Source organism: Pseudomonas sp. 18058, from assembly GCF_902706155.1.
GTDB lineage: Bacteria > Pseudomonadota > Gammaproteobacteria > Pseudomonadales > Pseudomonadaceae > Aquipseudomonas > Aquipseudomonas rustica.
The window spans coordinates 21054-37190 of sequence record NZ_CACSJY010000056.1 but is presented as its reverse complement, the minus strand read 5'-3'; the positions used below and the strand labels follow the sequence as shown (position 1 = coordinate 37190).

Sequence of the window (16137 nt, the reverse complement as noted above, 5' to 3'; positions counted from 1 at the left end):
GCCGCAGGCTGCGATCTTTTGATCTTGAAAAACAACATCAAAAGATCGCAGCCTGCGGCAGCTCCTACAGGGAAAACGATTGTTCCGTCAAATTGTGGAAAACAAATCCAGCAAGCTACCAAAGCGCGACATAAAGACGCTGCAAATGGCTGTTTTTCCACAGTTTTGACTTGTCCCCGTTTGCTGTGGAGCTGGCTGTGAATAACGTGGGTGTATCTGGCTGCAGGCCTTGTAATCCGTGCCTTGCAAAGGTGTGGTTGTTTTTTGATCAGACGCTTTTGCCTGAGCGAGAGGCGCCAATGTCAACCTTTTTATAAGGCTGCTAACACAGTCGATATGAAGTGCGCCTGCCTGTGGATAAGTCTGTGATTAAACTCTGGAAAGACCTCGCTAAGCACCGTAATTGCTGGCCTCGCGCAATCACTGTGTCGACCGCTTGGTCGTGCAAAATGCCATGTCCCGCACATCTGCCGCTTCAGGGTCAAGCAAAAAACTTTCTATTTCCCCCGCAAAGCCTTGTACGGCGCGGCTTTGCGCGTTTCCACTTGCCCCCGGAAACTGTGGAAGGGACTGTGGATAACATGCGCGCACATGGCTACAGGCCACGCCCTGTATGGCGTTCCTACGGTTGATCATTTTTTGAGCTGAATCCGTCCGTGTAGGAGCTGCCGAAGGCTGCGATCTCTGATTCTGGTTTTTAAGATCAAAAGATCGCAGCCTCGTTGCACTCGTCAGCTCCTACACATGGGTGGGTGTTGCCCGTGAGTGCAGGGCCGGGCATGCTGCTGGCTGATTTTCTATTCCAAGGGCTGCCTCGGCGGCCGAAGCAAGGAGAACACGATGTCCAACACCCTGTTTATCACCGGCGCGACGTCCGGTTTTGGTGAAGCCTGCGCCCGCCGTTTTGCCGAGGCTGGCTGGAAACTGGTGCTGACCGGTCGTCGTGAAGAACGCCTTAATGCACTGTGCGCAGAATTGTCGAAGCAGACCGAAGTACACGGACTGGTGCTCGACGTGCGTGATCGCAAGGCGATGGAGGAGGCGATCGCCAATCTGCCGCCGTCGTTCGCCAAGCTGCGTGGCCTGATCAACAACGCCGGTCTGGCGCTGGGCGTTGATCCTGCGCCGAAGTGCGATCTGGACGATTGGGACACCATGGTCGACACCAACGTCAAAGGCCTGATGTACGCCACGCGTTTGCTGCTGCCGCGTTTGATCGCCCATGGCCGTGGCGCCGGTATCGTTAACCTCGGTTCTATCGCTGGTAACTACCCGTACCCGGGCAGCCATATCTACGGCGCGACCAAGGCGTTCGTTAAGCAGTTTTCGTTGAACCTGCGTTGCGACTTGCAGGGCACCGGCGTGCGCGTCAGCAACATCGAGCCGGGGCTGTGCGAGAGCGAGTTCTCGCTGGTGCGTTTTGCCGGCGATCAGGAGCGTTACAACGCGACCTACGCCGGTGCCGAGCCGATCCAGCCGCAGGACATCGCCGAGACGATTTTCTGGGTGATGAATACGCCGGCGCACATCAACATCAACAGCCTGGAGTTGATGCCGGTGAGCCAGACCTGGGCTGGCTTTGCGATTGAGCGTAACAAGGCCTAAGACCGCGTTATCGTTCTTCGCGAGCAAGCCCACTCCCACATTTTGAAATGTATTTCCCTGTGGGAGCGGGCTTGCTCGCGAAGAGGCCAGAACAGGCAGTACAAGGCTTTGAGGTAAACTCCCCTCGCAACAACCCAACCGCACCCCGCGGTTTTCAAGGTTTTTCGAGGAGTCAAAGTGAGTAACCGAGGTGAGCAGTCGCTGCTCAAACAATCGACCATTCTGATGTTCGCCGTGGCGATCGCCGGGATCGTCACTGGTTTTGTTTCTGGTTCGCAATCCATCCTTTTTGATGGTTTTTTCTCGCTGATCGCAACGTTCATCAAAGTCCTGATGCTGATCACCGCCAAGTTGATCGCCAAGGAAAGCAATCACCGCTTCCAGTTCGGTTTCTGGCATCTGGAGCCGATGGTGCTGCTGATCGAAGGCAGTTTCCTGCTGCTGATCGCGATCTATGCGTTTCTCAACGGTGTGTTTGGCATCATCAACGGTGGTCGTGAGATCGAGTTGGGCTTGGTGATCATCTACGCCGCCGTGTTTACCGTGGTCGAGTTCGCCTATTTCTTCTACGTCCGACAGCGTAACCGCAAGCTCAAATCGACCCTGATCCAGTTCGACAACATCAGCTGGCTGGTGGACGCGATGCTGTCTGTGGGCCTGTTGATCAGTTTCCTCGCGGCGCTGCTGCTCAAATCCCAGGGTTATGGGCAGTGGGCGGTGTATGTCGACCCGCTGATCCTGATCGTGCTGGCGCTGACCATGTTGCCGCCGGCGTTCAAGATTCTTGGGCCGGCGTTACGCGATGTATTGGGGATAGCGCCGGACACGCTGGATGATCAGGTGCGTCAGGTGATGGAAGAGGCGAAGGCTGAGCATGGTTTCGACGATTACGTGTCGTACGTGCAGAAGCACGGACGGGCGCGGTTTATCGAGATTCATGTGGTGTTGCCGGCGGACTATGCACTGAGCCATGTCGGGCAGCTGGACGCGTTGCGCGAGGAAATTTCGGCGAAGCTGGGCAAGCCGGACACGGCGCGGTGGCTGACTATCAGCTTTACCGGCGACAAGAAGTGGATTGCCTAGAAACCGTGTAACGGCCATTCGCGAGCAAGCCCGCTCCCACATTTGCAATGCATTTTTCCTGTGGGAGCGGGCTTGCTCGCGAAAGCGGTGTAACGGTCAGCGCAAATATTCAGCCAGGCCGTGATAGCAAGTCGCAAGGTGATACGGCGTAGTCGAAGGCATGTCTTTGCGACTCACCTCACCCAACTCATCCCGGCATTCATGCCAGCCATCTGCATGCAGAAACCGCTGCTGCAATGCCTGCAACTGACGCATCACCACCGCCTCGCTGCCCTGACGCAACGTCAGCGCGCGCAAATATTCCGCCTGCGCCCAGATTCGTTGAGTCGAATCCTTCGGCTGCCCATCCTGCCGCAGATCGAGCATCGCCCGCACCGCGCCTGATGGCTGTTCCACGCCATGCTGCTCAGTAAACGCAAACGCCCGATCCAGCGCCGCGTGCAGTTTCGAGCCGCGCAACAACGGCGACGACTCGAGCAGGAAATACCATTCGAACTGATGCCCCGGCTCGTACCAGTTATCCACAGCCCCCAGCGGTTTCTCCATTAACACGCCATGTTGCGGATCGACGAAGCGCTTGTGCATGGCTGTGCATAACTCCAGCAACGCGGTTTGGGTCTGGGCATCTTCGCGAACGGCGAGCGTGCCGAGGAACGCTTCGGCCAGGTGCATTAACGGGTTCTGCAGCGGCCCGGTTTCGAGGGTGATCCAGTCGCGATTCAGGCACGCCTCGTACAAGCCATCACCGGTGGCAAAGCGCCGACCAATGATTTCCAGCGCCGCATTCAACGTCGACTCGACCAGCGGATCGCCGGACTTGCCCCAGTAATGCGCGCAGGCAAAAAGGATGAAGGCGTGGGTGTAGAGATCCTTGCGCTGATCCAGCGGCTTGCCCTGCGCATCGATGCTGTAGAACCAGCCGCCGTGGTCGGCATCGTGAAAGTGCCGTTGCAAGGAGCGGAACAGCGCCGCCGCGCGAACGTCAGCGTTATCCACAACCCCGATCAGACTGGAAAACAGATACAACTGCCGCGCGCACGCCATCGCGCGATAGCGCTGCGGTGGCAAGGGTTGATGCGCGGCGTCCAGCGCCTCGTACGGCAGCGCCATGTCGGCGTTCCAGCCCGGGCCTTGCCAGAGGGGCACGATCACGTTGACGAAGTGCTGTTGCACAGCGCCGAACAGGGCGGTCAATTCAGGCAGGGAGGTGGAGCGGGAAGCGTGGGGCATGGGCGGACGTCGTCACGGGCTGGGGCGATTGCGCGACATGGTAGCAGAGAGCATCAGTCGGGTGACGAACCTGTAGGAGCTGCCGCAGGCTGCGATCTGTTGATCTGGCTTTATAAAGTCAAAAGATCGCAGCCTGCGGCAGCTCCTACAGAAGATCAGGCGTTTAGCCGGCCAGCAGCCAGGCGCCGGTGATTGCCGAAGCCGCGCCTGCAACGCGCACCAACGGTGCAGCAGCTTGAGGCAGGAAACGCACTACGGCATAACCCGCCGCATGCAGTGCAGCCGTCGCCGCCACAAAACCCGCCGCATACGCCCACGGGTTACTCATATCCGGCAATTCCAAGCCATGCGCCACACCATGGAACAACGCAAACACCGCCGTCGCCAGCACCGCCATCACCAACGGCGGACGCACGGCCAATGCCACCGCCAGACCCAGCGCCAACACCGACGCGGCAATCCCGCTTTCCAGCGCCGGCAGTTCCAGCCCTTCAAACCCGAGCAGGCCGCCCATCAGCATGGTGCCGACAAACGTGCACGGCAGCGCCCAGCGTGCCGCGCCTTGTTGCTGCGCCGCCCACAAACCGACGGCAACCATCGCCAACAAGTGGTCGAGGCCACCAATCGGGTGGCTGATACCGGCGATCAAACCACTGTCGCCGTGGCCCGGGTGGGCGAAGGCCAGCGCCGGGGTCAGCAGCAGTGCCATGGCGCCGAGAATGCGTTTAAGTGTCATGAATAAGCTTCCTTGTTGATAAATAAATCAGGCTGCGGTCAGCAGGCCCTGGCGTTCAATAAAGGCGATGATGGCTTCCAGACCCTGACCGGTTTTCTGGTTGCTGAAGACGAACGGCTTGCCGTTGCGCATGCGTTGGGTGTCGCTGTCCATCATTTCCAACGAGGCGCCCACCAGCGGCGCCAGGTCGATTTTGTTGATCACCAGCAGATCGGATTTGCAGATCCCCGGCCCGCCCTTGCGCGGCAGCTTGTCGCCGGCGGAAACGTCGATCACGTAAATGGTCAGGTCGGACAGTTCCGGGCTGAACGTCGCCGACAGGTTATCGCCGCCCGACTCGACGAGAATCAGATCCAGCCCCGGGAAGCGCCGGTTCAGTTGATCGACCGCTTCAAGGTTGATCGAGGCGTCTTCGCGGATTGCCGTGTGCGGGCAGCCGCCGGTTTCCACGCCGATGATCCGCTCCGGCGCGAGGGCTTCATTGCGCACGAGGAAATCGGCATCTTCGCGGGTGTAGATATCGTTGGTGACCACGGCGAGGTTGTAGCGCTCGCGCAGGGCCAGACACAGGGCCAGGGTCAACGCGGTTTTGCCGGAACCGACCGGGCCGCCGATGCCGACGCGCAGAGGTTGTGTGTTCATGAATGTTTCTCCTAGGAGCGAAAGAGGCGGCTGTACTGGCGCTCGTGGGCCATGCACGCCAGGGACAGGCCGAACGCGGCGCTGCCGATGTGTTCGGGATTGATTCGGGTCGCGTCCTGCTGCGCCTGTTGCAGTAACGGCAGCAATTCGCTGGTCAGGCGCTGGGCGGCTTGCTGGCCCAGCGGCAGGGTTTTCATCAGCACGGCGAGCTGGTTTTCCAGCCAACTCCACAGCCACGCGGCGAGGGCGTCTTGCGGGGCGATGCCCCAAGCGCGTGCAGCCAGCGCCCAGCACAAGGCCAGATGCGGTTCAGTGCATTGATCGAGAAAATCACGGGCCGGCGCGTCGAGCTCCGGCAAACCGTTGAGCAGTTGCTGCAACGAATAGCCCATCTGCCGACTTTCCAGATGCAACTCGCGGGTCTCGCGGCTGGCGCGGTGGCTTTCGCAGAGGATCAGCAACGCGCTCCAGTTTTCATCCGCCGCCGCCTGGCAATGCGCAAGCAGCAGCGGGGCTTCGAAGCGCGACAGGTTCAGCAGCAACTGATCGCTGATCCAGCGGCGGGCGTCGTCCGGGTTTTTCACCCGGCCGTTATCCACCGCCATTTCCAGACCTTGCGAATAGCTGTAGCCGCCAATCGGCAACTGCGGACTGGCCAGGCGCAGCAGCGCCCAGGCCGGATTCACAGGCGTACGCCGAACTGATGGAGTTTCGGCGCGTAGTTGAAGTCTTCGTCGCCGTGTCGTGAATGGTGATGGCCGCCGCCATAAGCACCGTGTTCCGGCTGGAACGGTGCTTCGATGGCTGAAACCTGCGCGCCCAATTGTTCGAGCATGGCTTTGAGTACGTAATCGTCGAGCAGACGCAGCCAGCCGTCACCGACCTGCAGGGCGACATGGCGGTTACCGAGGTGATAAGCGGCGCGGGTCAGTTCGAAGGCGTTGGCGCAGGTGACGTGCAGCAACTGCTCGGGGCGGGCGCAGACGCGAACGATGCGGCCGTCTTCAGCCTGTAGGCATTCGCCGTCATACAGCGGCGGTTGGCCACGCTCCAAAAACAACCCGACGTCTTCACCTTCAGCACTGAAACAGCGCAGACGGCTTTTGCTCCGCGCTTCGAAGGTCAGGTGCAACTCGGCGGCCCAGACGGGTTGAGGGTCGATTCTGCGGTGAATCACCAGCATCGGGAAACTTCCAGCTATGGACAATGGTTGCTCTAGAGCAAGGGGCTTGCCAATCGGACGAGATGTAGGAAATCCCTGTCGGAGCGTAGTGGATGTTTCAAGATGTTGCGGGGATTTGGAAGGTTTTGGTGCATGAAGGTTTTTACATGCACCAATTTGCAGCGGGCAAAAAAAGATCGCAGCCTTCGGCAGCTCCTACATGAAACGCAATCTCTGTAGGAGCTGCCGAAGGCTGCGATCTCTTGATCTTTACTCGGTACTGCCCAGGCCCTGCCAGTGCTTCAGGCCGATAAAGATAAAACGCAGCTGCTGAGTGATCTTCGCCTGTGGCGTCAGATGCTCCGGCAGCGCTTCGGCGGGCGGGTCGATGATGTCGGGGAGGGTGGCGAACACCGATTTGACGATCAGATCAGCCATCACACTCAGGCCATCGGCATCGAGATGCTGGAGCTTGGGCATCATCGTCAGATCCGATGCAAGGTCGGAGCTGATGTTTTCGCGCAACCGACCAATGGCCTGCCGTACCGGCAGCGAACCGCCGTATTGCTCGCGGGCGAGAAACAGAAATTGTGAGCGATTAGCGCTGACCACATCGAGAAAGATCCGCACCGAGGCATCGATAATGCCGCCCATGACGAATTCGTTGTGGCGCACCAGGCGGATGGTTTCGCGGAAGGTCTGGCCGACTTCACTGACCAACACCAAACCCAGTTCGTCCATATCGGCAAAATGCCGATAAAAACCGGTGGGCACGATCCCGGCGGTTTTGGTCACTTCGCGCAGGCTCAGGCTGCCGAATCCTCGGCCGCTTTCCATCAGGTGGCGGGCAGCGTCCATCAGGGCGTTGCGGGTCTGTTGCTTCTGTTCGGCGCGGGGCAGCATCGCAGGGTGTGTTCTTCGGCGGGACAAGCGCCGCACTCTAGCAAATCGGCTTTATCGGCGTCGAACGGCAGGACGGTGCAGCGGGGATTTTTGCGGGATGTTTTACCGGGGCCTGAAAAGTCAAAAGCCCAATCCGTCGATTGGGCTTTTTTTCTGGGCCACCATGGGCTCAGCTCACAGCGCTGTTGCGTTCGATCACACGATCACCACCACCTTCGGCAACAGCCTGGCCTTGTGGGGTTTTGTCGTAGCCGTCTTCAACCAGGCCTTTTTCTTCGAGGCGGTTGCGACCGTTTTCGGCGACAGCCTGACCTTGAGGGGTTTTGTCGTAGCCATCTTCGACCAGACCTTTTTCTTCCAGGCGATCACGGCCGCCTTCTGCTACAGCTTGACCCTGTGGAGTTTTGTCGTAGCCGTCTTCAGCGAGGGTGCCTTTGGTGTGGTCGGAGCCGTCGGCAGCAACGGTCTGGCTGAACACCGAGTAGCTGGTTTTTACTTGTGGAGTGGCTTGTTCGGCGGCAGGCAGAGCGAAAGCCGTGCTGGCCAGCATCGAGAGGGTAAGGCTAAGCAGTAATTGGCGTTTCATGATGGGTTGCTCCTTGGGAGGGCGATAAAGTGGGTACGAGGGCAATGCTACTCTCGATAAGTCGATATAAAAGTTCATAAACGCAATGGTAATAATCAACAGAATTGATTGTTCTGGCGGGAGGCTCTAAATCGGGTCTTTCAGAGCATCGGTTTTGCACCGAGGTGGGTATTTTCGACCCACTCGCGCCTCGCAAAAGTGCGGGTCGCGGTAACGCTGTTCGACTGATCGGTCAGAATTCACCCGGGTTTTTCCGTCTTAATCGGCTTTTCGGTTAAACCTGCGGGCCTTTTGCCAGTCACAGTTTTCATAGGGGCCGCTTTGGCCCGCCGTTTCAGCCTTTCACCGTGTTTTGGGTGAGGGGTCGTGATCAGGAGTTTTGTGCATGACGCGCACTGGAAAAATCTTCAGCTGGATCTTCGCCACCCTCGTGCTGCTACTGGCCGTGCTGGTATTGATCATCGTGTTCTTCGACTGGAACCGGATCAAACCGCCGCTCAACGCCAAAGTCTCGGAAGAACTGCACCGACCGTTTGCCATCAATGGCAACCTCGCGGTGATCTGGCAGCGCGAGCCGGATGAGGGTGGCTGGCGCGCCTGGGTGCCGTGGCCGCATGTGGTTGCCGAGGATTTGAGCCTGGGCAATCCGGACTGGTCGAAGAAACCGCAGATGGTCACCCTCAAACGTGTCGAACTGCGCATCTCGCCACTGGCGCTGCTGGCGCAACGCGTGGTGATTCCGCGTATCGACCTGACCGAGCCCAACGCCGATCTGCAACGACTGGCGGACGGCCGCGCCAACTGGGTGTTCAAGTTTGATCCCAAGGATCCGAATGCTGAACCGTCGAGCTGGGTGGTCGACATCGGCGCCATCGGTTTCGACAAGGGTCACGTCACCCTCGATGACCAGACCCTGAAAACCAATCTCGATGTGCTGATCGATCCGCTGGGCAAGCCGATTCCGTACAGCGACATCGTTGGCGACAAAGCGGCGAAAACCGCGCAGGACAAGGGCGGCGCGCCGCAGGACTACGCGTTTGCGCTCAAGGTCAAAGGCCAATACCACGGCCAGAACCTTACTGGCCAGGGCAAGATCGGCGGATTGCTGGCCTTGCAGGACGCGAGCAAACCGTTTCCGCTGCAAGCCCAGGCGAAGATCGGCGACACCCGCATCGAACTGGCCGGCACCCTGACCGACCCGATGAATCTCGGCGCTCTTGACCTGCGCCTGAAGCTGGCCGGCGACAGCCTCGGCAATCTCTATCCGCTGACCGGCGTCACGCTGCCCGACACACCACCGTATTCCACTGACGGTCATTTGATCGCCAAACTGCATGATGCTGCCGGCGCGAAATTCACCTACGAAAAATTCAACGGCAAGATCGGCAACAGCGACATCCATGGCGACCTGACTTACGCCGCTACCCAGCCGCGACCAAAACTCAGCGGTGCGCTGGTTTCCAATCAACTGCTATTCGCCGACCTTGCGCCGCTGATCGGCGCCGATTCGAATGACAAGCAAAAGGCCCGTGGCGGCGACAGCAAGCAACCGGCGGATAAAGTGCTGCCGGTCGAGGAGTTCAAGACCGACCGCTGGCGCGCGATGGATGCCGACGTTGAATTCACCGGCAAGCGCATCGTCCACAGCGAGAAGCTGCCGTTCAATGACCTCTATACGCATCTGGTGCTCAACGACGGCGAACTGAGCTTGCAGCCGCTGCGCTTCGGCGTCGCTGGCGGCAATCTCGATGCACAAATCCGTCTCAACGGCCGCACCGAACCGATGGAAGGCCAGGCCAAACTCACCGCGCGCCGCTTCAAGCTCAAAGAGTTGTTCCCGACCTTTGAACCGATGAAGACCAGTTTCGGTGAGCTGAATGGCGACGCCGATATCAGCGGTCGCGGCAACTCTGTGGCGAAATTGCTGGGCGGCGCCAACGGCAAGTTGAAGATGTTGATCAACGACGGCGCGATCAGCCGTGAATTGATGGAGCTGGCCGGGCTTAACGTCGGTAACTACGTGGTCGGCAAGATTTTTGGCGACAAGGAAGTGAAGATCAACTGCGCGGCGGCGGATTTCGATATCAAAACCGGTCTGGCGACCACGCAGCTGTTTGTCTTCGATACCGAGAACGCGATCATTTATATCGATGGCACGGCGAACCTGGCCACCGAGCAACTGGATCTGACGGTGACGCCGGAATCGAAGGGTTGGCGTTTGATTTCCCTGCGTTCGCCGCTGTACGTGCGCGGCAAGTTCATCAAGCCGGACGCCGGGGTCAAGCCGGTGCCGTTGCTGTTGCGCGGCGCGGGGATGGTGGCGTTGGGTGTGATTGCGGCGCCGGCCGCGGGGTTGCTGGCGTTGGTGGCGCCGAGTGGTGGCGAGCCGAATCAGTGTGCGCCCCTGCTGGAGCAGATGAAGGAAGGGAAAGCCCCGGTGACCGTTAAACCCACCAAGTAATCGGGTAAAAGCAAAAGATCGCAGCCTTCGGCAGCTCCTACGCCGATCGTTCCCACGCTCTGCGTGGGAATGCCTCTACGGACGCTCCGCGTTCGGCATTAAAAAGGCACGCAGAGCGTGCCGGGCTGCGTTCCCACGCGGAGCGTGGGAACGATCAGTTATCAGGGTTTAGAGGTCGTTCAGGATGTCGGCCATGTCATCGGCGTGCTCTTCTTCCTGCGCGAGGATGTCTTCGAAGATGCGCCGTGTAGTCGGGTCTTTCTCGCCGATGTACTGAATGATTTCGCGGTAGCTGTCGATAGCGATCCGCTCAGCGACCAGATCCTCGTAAACCATCTCTTTGAGGGTGTTCCCGGCCACGTATTGCGCGTGGGACATTTTCGACAGCAGGTCGGGATTGAACTCAGGCTCGCCGCCCAATTGCACGATGCGCTCGGCCAGACGGTCGGCGTGCTGGGCTTCCTGGGTGGCGTGCTCAAGAAATTCTTCGGCGGCCACATGGGCTTTGACGCCGTTGGCCATGAAATAGTGGCGCTTGTAGCGCAACACGCAGACCAGTTCGGTGGCCAGCGATTCGTTGAGCAAGCGCAGCACTTCTTCACGGTCGGCGCTGTAGCCCTCGGTGACGGCGCCGTTCTCGACGTGTTGGCGCGCACGTTCGCGCAGTGTTTGTACATCTGACAGATGCAGGTCGTCGCTCATTTCGATCTCCAGGAGGCTAATCCGATGGGCGCCACGTTCTGCGGCCGTGGTCGCTACCCAAGTTGTGAGTCATGAGCGAAGCAAAAAGTTTTATGCAATTTGCGCTGTCCTCGGCGTCAGCCCCGACAACGCCGCCTCCTCGCGCAACCACGCAAAAAATGCGCGCACCGGCGGATGCCGTTCGCGGCCCGGCACACACAACGCGCTATACCCGGCGCCATCCACCACAACGTCGGCTTTGTAAGGCACCAGCAGACCACTGGCGACACTTTCCGAGACCAGAATATCGCTCGCCAGCACCAAGCCTTGCCCGGCGATCGCCGCTTGCAGCGCGTAATGCTCTTCGTCGTATTCGCGGTTCGCTGGAGACTGTTTGAGCCAGTTTTCGCCAGCCTTTGCGCACCACGCTTGCCAGCCATGGGCGTAGAGCTTCGAGTTATGCCAATGCACGCTGATCAATGTTGGCGTGCGCCGCGCGGCCAGTGCCACTTGCTCCGGTGAGCCGTAGACGCCGAAGGATTCATCGAACAGGCACAAGCCATACAGGTTCGGATAGTCGTCGAGGCTGTAGCGCAGCACCAGATCGACGCTGGCGTCCTGATGCAAATCGATGACCTCGCAGTGGGTATCGAGGCGCACGTTGATGTTCGGATGCTGCGCATAAAAACGCCCGAGACGCGGCACCAGCCATAACGCTGCAAACGCGGCCGTGGTCGACAGCGTCAGGCTGCTGACGCTGCGTTGCGGGCGCAGGGTGTCGACACTTTGCGCCACTTCCAGCAGCGCGCCGTGCAGGCTGCGAAACAGGCGCTCGCCGCCCTCGGTCAGGCGTACCTGGCGCGGCAGGCGTTCGAACAGAGCAAGCCCGAGCCAGTCCTCCAGCGCACGAATCTGATGGGAAATCGCCGTCGGCGTCACCGACAACTCTTCGGCGGCCGCTTTAAAGCTCAACAAACGTGAAGCAGATTCGAAAGCGCGCAGGGCGGTCAGTGGCAGCGAGGCGAACATTGAAAACTCCACGGATGAAATCAATTCATCCCGACTGATTTTTGCTCATTTGTTTAGACGTAATGGCGAGCTTCAAGCTGCAAGCCACAAGCCGTTTGATTCTAGTCCGGAGAATGTACAGATGAGCAAGATTCTTGTGCTGCATGCCAGTCCACGTGGTGATCGTTCCACTTCGCGCCGTTTGGCGGAAAGTTTTCTCAGCGCTTGGCAAGTGCGCCATCCGCAGGCTCAAGTCACTCGCCGTGAAGTCGGGCGGGCATTGATTCCGGCAGTCAACGAAGCGTTCGTCGCCGCAGCGTTTTACCCCGAGCCCGACAACCGGCCTCTGTCGATGCAGGCCGATCTGGCGCTCAGCGATCAACTGGTCGGCGAATTGTTCGATCATGATCTACTGCTGATTTCCACGCCGATGTACAACTTCAACGTGCCCAGCGGGCTCAAGGCCTGGGTCGATCAGATCGTGCGGCTGGGCCTGACGTTCGATCACACGCTGGACAACGGCGTCGCCCAATACACGCCGCTGTTACAGGGCAAGAAAGCCTTGATCGTCACCAGTCGCGGCGGATTCGGCTTCGGTCCCGGCGGCGAACTGGAAGCGCTGAACCACGCCGATCCATGGCTGCGCACGGCGCTGGGTTTCATCGGCATCAACGATGTCAGCGTGGTCGCCGCCGAAGGTGAAGAATCCGCCGAACGCAACTTCGCGGTTTCGGTGGCCGAGGCCGAGCAGCGTTTGCTCGACCTTGCCCGGGAGTTCTAGGTGGCCTGGGTGTTCCTGCTGATCGCTGCCGGTTTTGAAGTCACCTTCGCCATGGGCATGAAGTACGCCGAAGGTTTCACCCGGCTGTGGCCGTCGCTGATCACGGTGATCGCGGCGATCGGCGGGATTTACTTTCTGACTTTGGCGATGCGCGAGTTGCCGGTGAGTATTGCTTATCCGATCTGGACGGCCATCGGCTCGCTGGGCACGGTGTTCCTCGGTTTTGCCTTGCTCGGCGAGAGCCTGACGCTGGTCAAACTGCTGTCGGTGGGGCTGATTGTGGCGGGGGTGGTGGGCCTGAAGTAGGCTGGTCGATGAGTTGTCATCATCAGGGAGGATGCTTGGCGGGCGTTTTGCAGGCCTTGCATCCACTCACCGACCACAAGGATGTTTGCCCATGTCCACGCGTTATCCGCTGGTGCTGGTACCGGGCATGCTCGGGTTTGTACGTTTAGTGCTCTATCCGTATTGGTACGGAATCATCAAAGCCTTGCGCCGTGGTGGTGCGACGGTGTTCGCGGTTCAGGTGTCGCCGCTCAATTCGACCGAAGTGCGGGGCGAGCAACTGCTCGCGCGTATCGATGAGATTCTGCGCGAGACCGGCGCGCAGAAGGTCAACCTGTTCGGCCACAGTCAGGGCTCGTTGACGGCGCGCTATGCCGCGGCGAAACGCCCGGATCTGGTGGCGTCGGTCACGTCGGTGGCGGGGCCCAATCATGGCTCGGAGCTGGCGGATTATCTGGAAAAACATTACCCGGCGGACAGCGCCAAGGGGCGTCTGCTTGAGGCGTTGCTACGGTTGTTCGGGTGGCTGATGGCGGTGCTGGAGACCGGTTATCGCGGGCCGGGATTTCCAGTGGATATCCATGCTTCGCACCATTCGCTGACCACGGCGGGCGTGGCGCTGTTCAACCAGCGTTATCCACAAGGCTTGCCGGAAACCTGGGGCGGGCATGGGCCGGAAGAGGTCAACGGCGTGCGTTATTACTCGTGGTCGGGGACGTTGCAGCCGGGCAAGACCGATCGCGGCGGCAATCTGTTTGACGGGACCAATCGCAGTTGTCGCTTGTTCGCGAAAACCTTTGTGCGCGAGCCGGGGCAGTGCGACGGGATGGTCGGGCGGTACAGCTCGCACCTCGGGACGGTGATTGGCGATGATTATCCGCTGGATCATTTCGACATTGTTAACCAGTCGCTCGGGCTGGTGGGCAAGGGCGCGGATCCGGTGCGGTTGTTTGTTGAGCACGCGGCGCGACTAGAAGCTGCCGGCCTTTAAATCGCTTTTGTGGCGAGGGGATTTATCCCCGATGGGCTGCGCAGCGGCCCCCGTTTTTTTGGGGCCGCTACGCGACCCATCGGGGATAAATCCCCTCGCCACAAAGGTATAGGCATCAGGCAATGCGGGGCTGGCGGCCTAGCACGGTGGTCCAACGCTCAGAAAGTATCACCCCACCCAACGTCAGCAACCCGCCCACCAAGTGATACATCGCCAGCTGCTCCTTCAACACCACTGCCGCAATCAGCGCAGTAATCAGCGGCAGCAAGTTAAAGAACAACGTCGTCCGGCTCGGCCCCAGACGTTGCACCGCCTGCATCCACGCCAGCGGCGCAACCATCGAAGCCAGCAGGCACGCATACAACACCAGCGGAATGTTCTGCAGGGTCAAACCGGTTTTCGGCGAAGCGACGTACAGCGGAAACAACACGACAATCGCCACCAGCACCTGCAAATACAGCAATACCAGCGGCGGTAAGCGCAGCTGCCATTTCTTCAGCAGCGTGCTGTAAATCGCGTAAGCCAGCGTCGCGATCAACATCATCGCATCGCCCATGTTCAGGCCGTGTTGCAGCAACGCGCCAAGGCTGCCCGACGACACCACCACCAGCACGCCAGCAAACGACAGCACCGCGCCGACCAGCGCACCGGCGGTCAGACGTTGACCGAGGCTGATGATTGCCATGGCCAGCGACATCAACGGCATCAGCGACAAAATGATGCCCATGTTGGTCGCGGTGGTCAGGGTTGCGGCGAAGTAAGCGAGGCTCTGATACACCGCCATACCCAGCACACCGAGGACAAAAATCTTGCCCAGGTTCGGACGAATCTGCGGCCAGTGCGCGATCACCGCTTTGAGCATAAATGGCGTGAACAGCAAACCGGCGAGCAGCCAGCGATAGAAACCGATCTCGGCGGGGAAAATCGCCCCGACCGCCAGTTTGTTGATCACGGTATTGCCGGCCCAGATAAAAATCGCCAGCAGCGGAAACGCGTATTGCATGAGTTGAAACCATTACGTTGATGAGTCGCAATTATCCCTTGTCTGGATGCAGGCCTATACTTCGAACCGGACAACCTGCCTCTGAAACCGGACAGCATGAACAGTAAACACATCGATCTACTGGATTTCAGCGAGCTGCCATCGGCGGTGTACTTCCGTTATGCCGATTTCAACGCCCACGAATTCGCCGCGCCGCACCGCCATCCTTGGGGAACGCTGGAATACGCGGCGCACGGCGTGCTGCACATGGACGTCGACGGCAGCCGCTTCATGTCACCGCCGCAATACGCGGTGTGGGTGCCGCCGCAGGTCGAGCACAGTTTTTACAGCCATCAACCGGTCAACTATCGCGCGGTGTGTCTGGATCCCAAGGTCTGCGCCGATCTGCCTCGACGCGCCTGCACGCTGGCGATCAGCGACATTCTCAAAGCGATCCTCAAGGACTTCGCCGCACGCGATGTGAAAATTCCTCAACTCGATGCCGATCAACGACTGGCGCAGGTATTGGTCGATCAACTGCAACAGGCGCCGGTGCACGAGTGTTATCTGCCCTACGCGAGCAGTCCGGGTTTGCTGGCGATCCTAGAAGCGTTGCAGGCCGAGCCGGGCAACAACCAACCGCTGGCGAATTGGGCGGCGCAAGTGCATGTCAGTGAGCGCACGTTGGCGCGTCAGTTTGTACGGGAACTGGGGATGAGTTTTGGCGAGTGGCGCCAGCGTCTGCGTTACCTTGCGGCGATCGAAGCGTTGGAGGGTCAGCGTAGCGTTCAGGAAATAGCCTTTGATCTTGGCTATAGCAGTGGTTCGGCATTTATTGCGATGTTTCAGCGTCAGGCCGGCTGTACACCGGAGTTTTATCGTCGACATAATTTGTTCTAGTTGCAAAGCGAACTTTCTTACAGGCTTCTCCGAAACCGGCTTCATAAGATGACGATGTTCTCGCGTTAGGCTGCCTCGATACTTTATGTGATCGAACAGGG

Annotated in this window: 18 protein-coding genes; 8 read left to right on the top strand and 10 right to left on the bottom strand. The window is 59.4% G+C overall.

Annotated features, from left to right (window positions below):
• From GVL50_RS28840 to GVL50_RS23555, 3 genes are all read left to right on the top strand, one after another.
• Nucleotides 1–201 (top strand): hypothetical protein (locus GVL50_RS28840; protein WP_218586047.1); only part of this gene is annotated, 201 nt, incomplete at its 5' end.
• A 639-nt stretch (nt 202–840) separates the two neighbouring features.
• Nucleotides 841–1605, top strand: coding sequence for an SDR family oxidoreductase (locus GVL50_RS23560; RefSeq protein WP_053116811.1), 765 nt, complete (start codon nt 841–843; stop codon nt 1603–1605).
• 177 nt (nt 1606–1782) lie between these two features.
• Nucleotides 1783–2688, top strand: a complete 906-nt coding sequence (locus GVL50_RS23555) for a cation diffusion facilitator family transporter (protein ID WP_159815243.1) — start codon at nt 1783–1785, stop codon at nt 2686–2688.
• A 96-nt stretch (nt 2689–2784) separates the two neighbouring features.
• On the opposite strand, the gene GVL50_RS23550 is transcribed toward GVL50_RS23555, so the two are convergent.
• The 7 genes from GVL50_RS23550 to GVL50_RS23520 form a co-directional block, all read right to left on the bottom strand.
• Entirely contained in the window at nt 2785–3918 is a 1134-nt protein-coding gene (locus tag GVL50_RS23550) for an AGE family epimerase/isomerase (protein ID WP_159815242.1), read from the bottom strand.
• Nucleotides 3919–4081: 163 nt separating this feature from the next.
• Nucleotides 4082–4654: a HupE/UreJ family protein gene (locus GVL50_RS23545; protein WP_159815241.1), complete on the bottom strand. Its 573-nt coding sequence runs from the start codon at nt 4652–4654 to the stop codon at nt 4082–4084.
• A 27-nt stretch (nt 4655–4681) separates the two neighbouring features.
• A complete protein-coding gene (gene ureG / locus GVL50_RS23540; protein WP_007939066.1) occupies nt 4682–5296 on the bottom strand; it encodes an urease accessory protein UreG in 615 nt (204 codons plus the stop codon).
• A gap of 11 nt (nt 5297–5307) precedes the next feature.
• On the bottom strand, nt 5308–5982 hold the full coding sequence (locus GVL50_RS23535; protein ID WP_053116816.1) for an urease accessory protein UreF: 675 nt from the start codon (nt 5980–5982) through the stop codon (nt 5308–5310).
• Complete coding sequence (ureE, locus tag GVL50_RS23530; protein ID WP_053116817.1) at nt 5979–6479, bottom strand: urease accessory protein UreE; 501 nt, start codon at nt 6477–6479, stop codon at nt 5979–5981. The genes GVL50_RS23535 and ureE overlap by 4 nt, the downstream gene beginning before the upstream one ends.
• Nucleotides 6480–6728: 249 nt before the next feature.
• Complete coding sequence (locus tag GVL50_RS23525; RefSeq protein WP_053116818.1) at nt 6729–7361, bottom strand: TetR family transcriptional regulator; 633 nt, start codon at nt 7359–7361, stop codon at nt 6729–6731.
• A gap of 169 nt (nt 7362–7530) precedes the next feature.
• Nucleotides 7531–7947, bottom strand: a complete 417-nt coding sequence (locus GVL50_RS23520; RefSeq protein WP_053116819.1) for a hypothetical protein — start codon at nt 7945–7947, stop codon at nt 7531–7533.
• A gap of 385 nt (nt 7948–8332) precedes the next feature.
• Between GVL50_RS23520 and GVL50_RS23515 the strand changes: the two genes are divergently transcribed.
• Nucleotides 8333–10408 (top strand): AsmA family protein, encoded by a 2076-nt coding sequence (locus GVL50_RS23515; protein ID WP_159815240.1) that lies wholly within the window; start codon nt 8333–8335, stop codon nt 10406–10408.
• 168 nt (nt 10409–10576) lie between these two features.
• On the opposite strand, the gene GVL50_RS23510 is transcribed toward GVL50_RS23515, so the two are convergent.
• Together GVL50_RS23510 and GVL50_RS23505 are read right to left on the bottom strand one after the other, a co-directional pair.
• Entirely contained in the window at nt 10577–11110 is a 534-nt protein-coding gene (locus GVL50_RS23510) for a bacterioferritin (protein WP_134175811.1), read from the bottom strand.
• A 90-nt stretch (nt 11111–11200) separates the two neighbouring features.
• A complete protein-coding gene (locus GVL50_RS23505) occupies nt 11201–12130 on the bottom strand; it encodes a LysR substrate-binding domain-containing protein (RefSeq protein WP_178124215.1) in 930 nt (309 codons plus the stop codon).
• A gap of 109 nt (nt 12131–12239) precedes the next feature.
• Between GVL50_RS23505 and GVL50_RS23500 the strand changes: the two genes are divergently transcribed.
• The 3 genes from GVL50_RS23500 (at nt 12240) to GVL50_RS23490 (ending at nt 14154) form a co-directional block, all read left to right on the top strand.
• Nucleotides 12240–12878: an FMN-dependent NADH-azoreductase gene (locus GVL50_RS23500; RefSeq protein WP_159815238.1), complete on the top strand. Its 639-nt coding sequence runs from the start codon at nt 12240–12242 to the stop codon at nt 12876–12878.
• Nucleotides 12879–13184 (top strand): multidrug efflux SMR transporter, encoded by a 306-nt coding sequence (locus GVL50_RS23495; protein WP_053116824.1) that lies wholly within the window; start codon nt 12879–12881, stop codon nt 13182–13184.
• A gap of 91 nt (nt 13185–13275) precedes the next feature.
• On the top strand, nt 13276–14154 hold the full coding sequence (locus tag GVL50_RS23490) for a triacylglycerol lipase (RefSeq protein ID WP_159815237.1): 879 nt from the start codon (nt 13276–13278) through the stop codon (nt 14152–14154).
• A gap of 115 nt (nt 14155–14269) precedes the next feature.
• Here the strand turns inward: GVL50_RS23490 and GVL50_RS23485 are convergent, their stop codons facing one another.
• Nucleotides 14270–15157 (bottom strand): DMT family transporter, encoded by an 888-nt coding sequence (locus GVL50_RS23485; RefSeq protein ID WP_159815236.1) that lies wholly within the window; start codon nt 15155–15157, stop codon nt 14270–14272.
• Between the two features lie 96 nt (nt 15158–15253).
• Between GVL50_RS23485 and GVL50_RS23480 the strand changes: the two genes are divergently transcribed.
• Complete coding sequence (locus tag GVL50_RS23480; RefSeq protein WP_159815235.1) at nt 15254–16036, top strand: helix-turn-helix transcriptional regulator; 783 nt, start codon at nt 15254–15256, stop codon at nt 16034–16036.
• Nucleotides 16037–16137 lie beyond the last annotated feature (101 nt).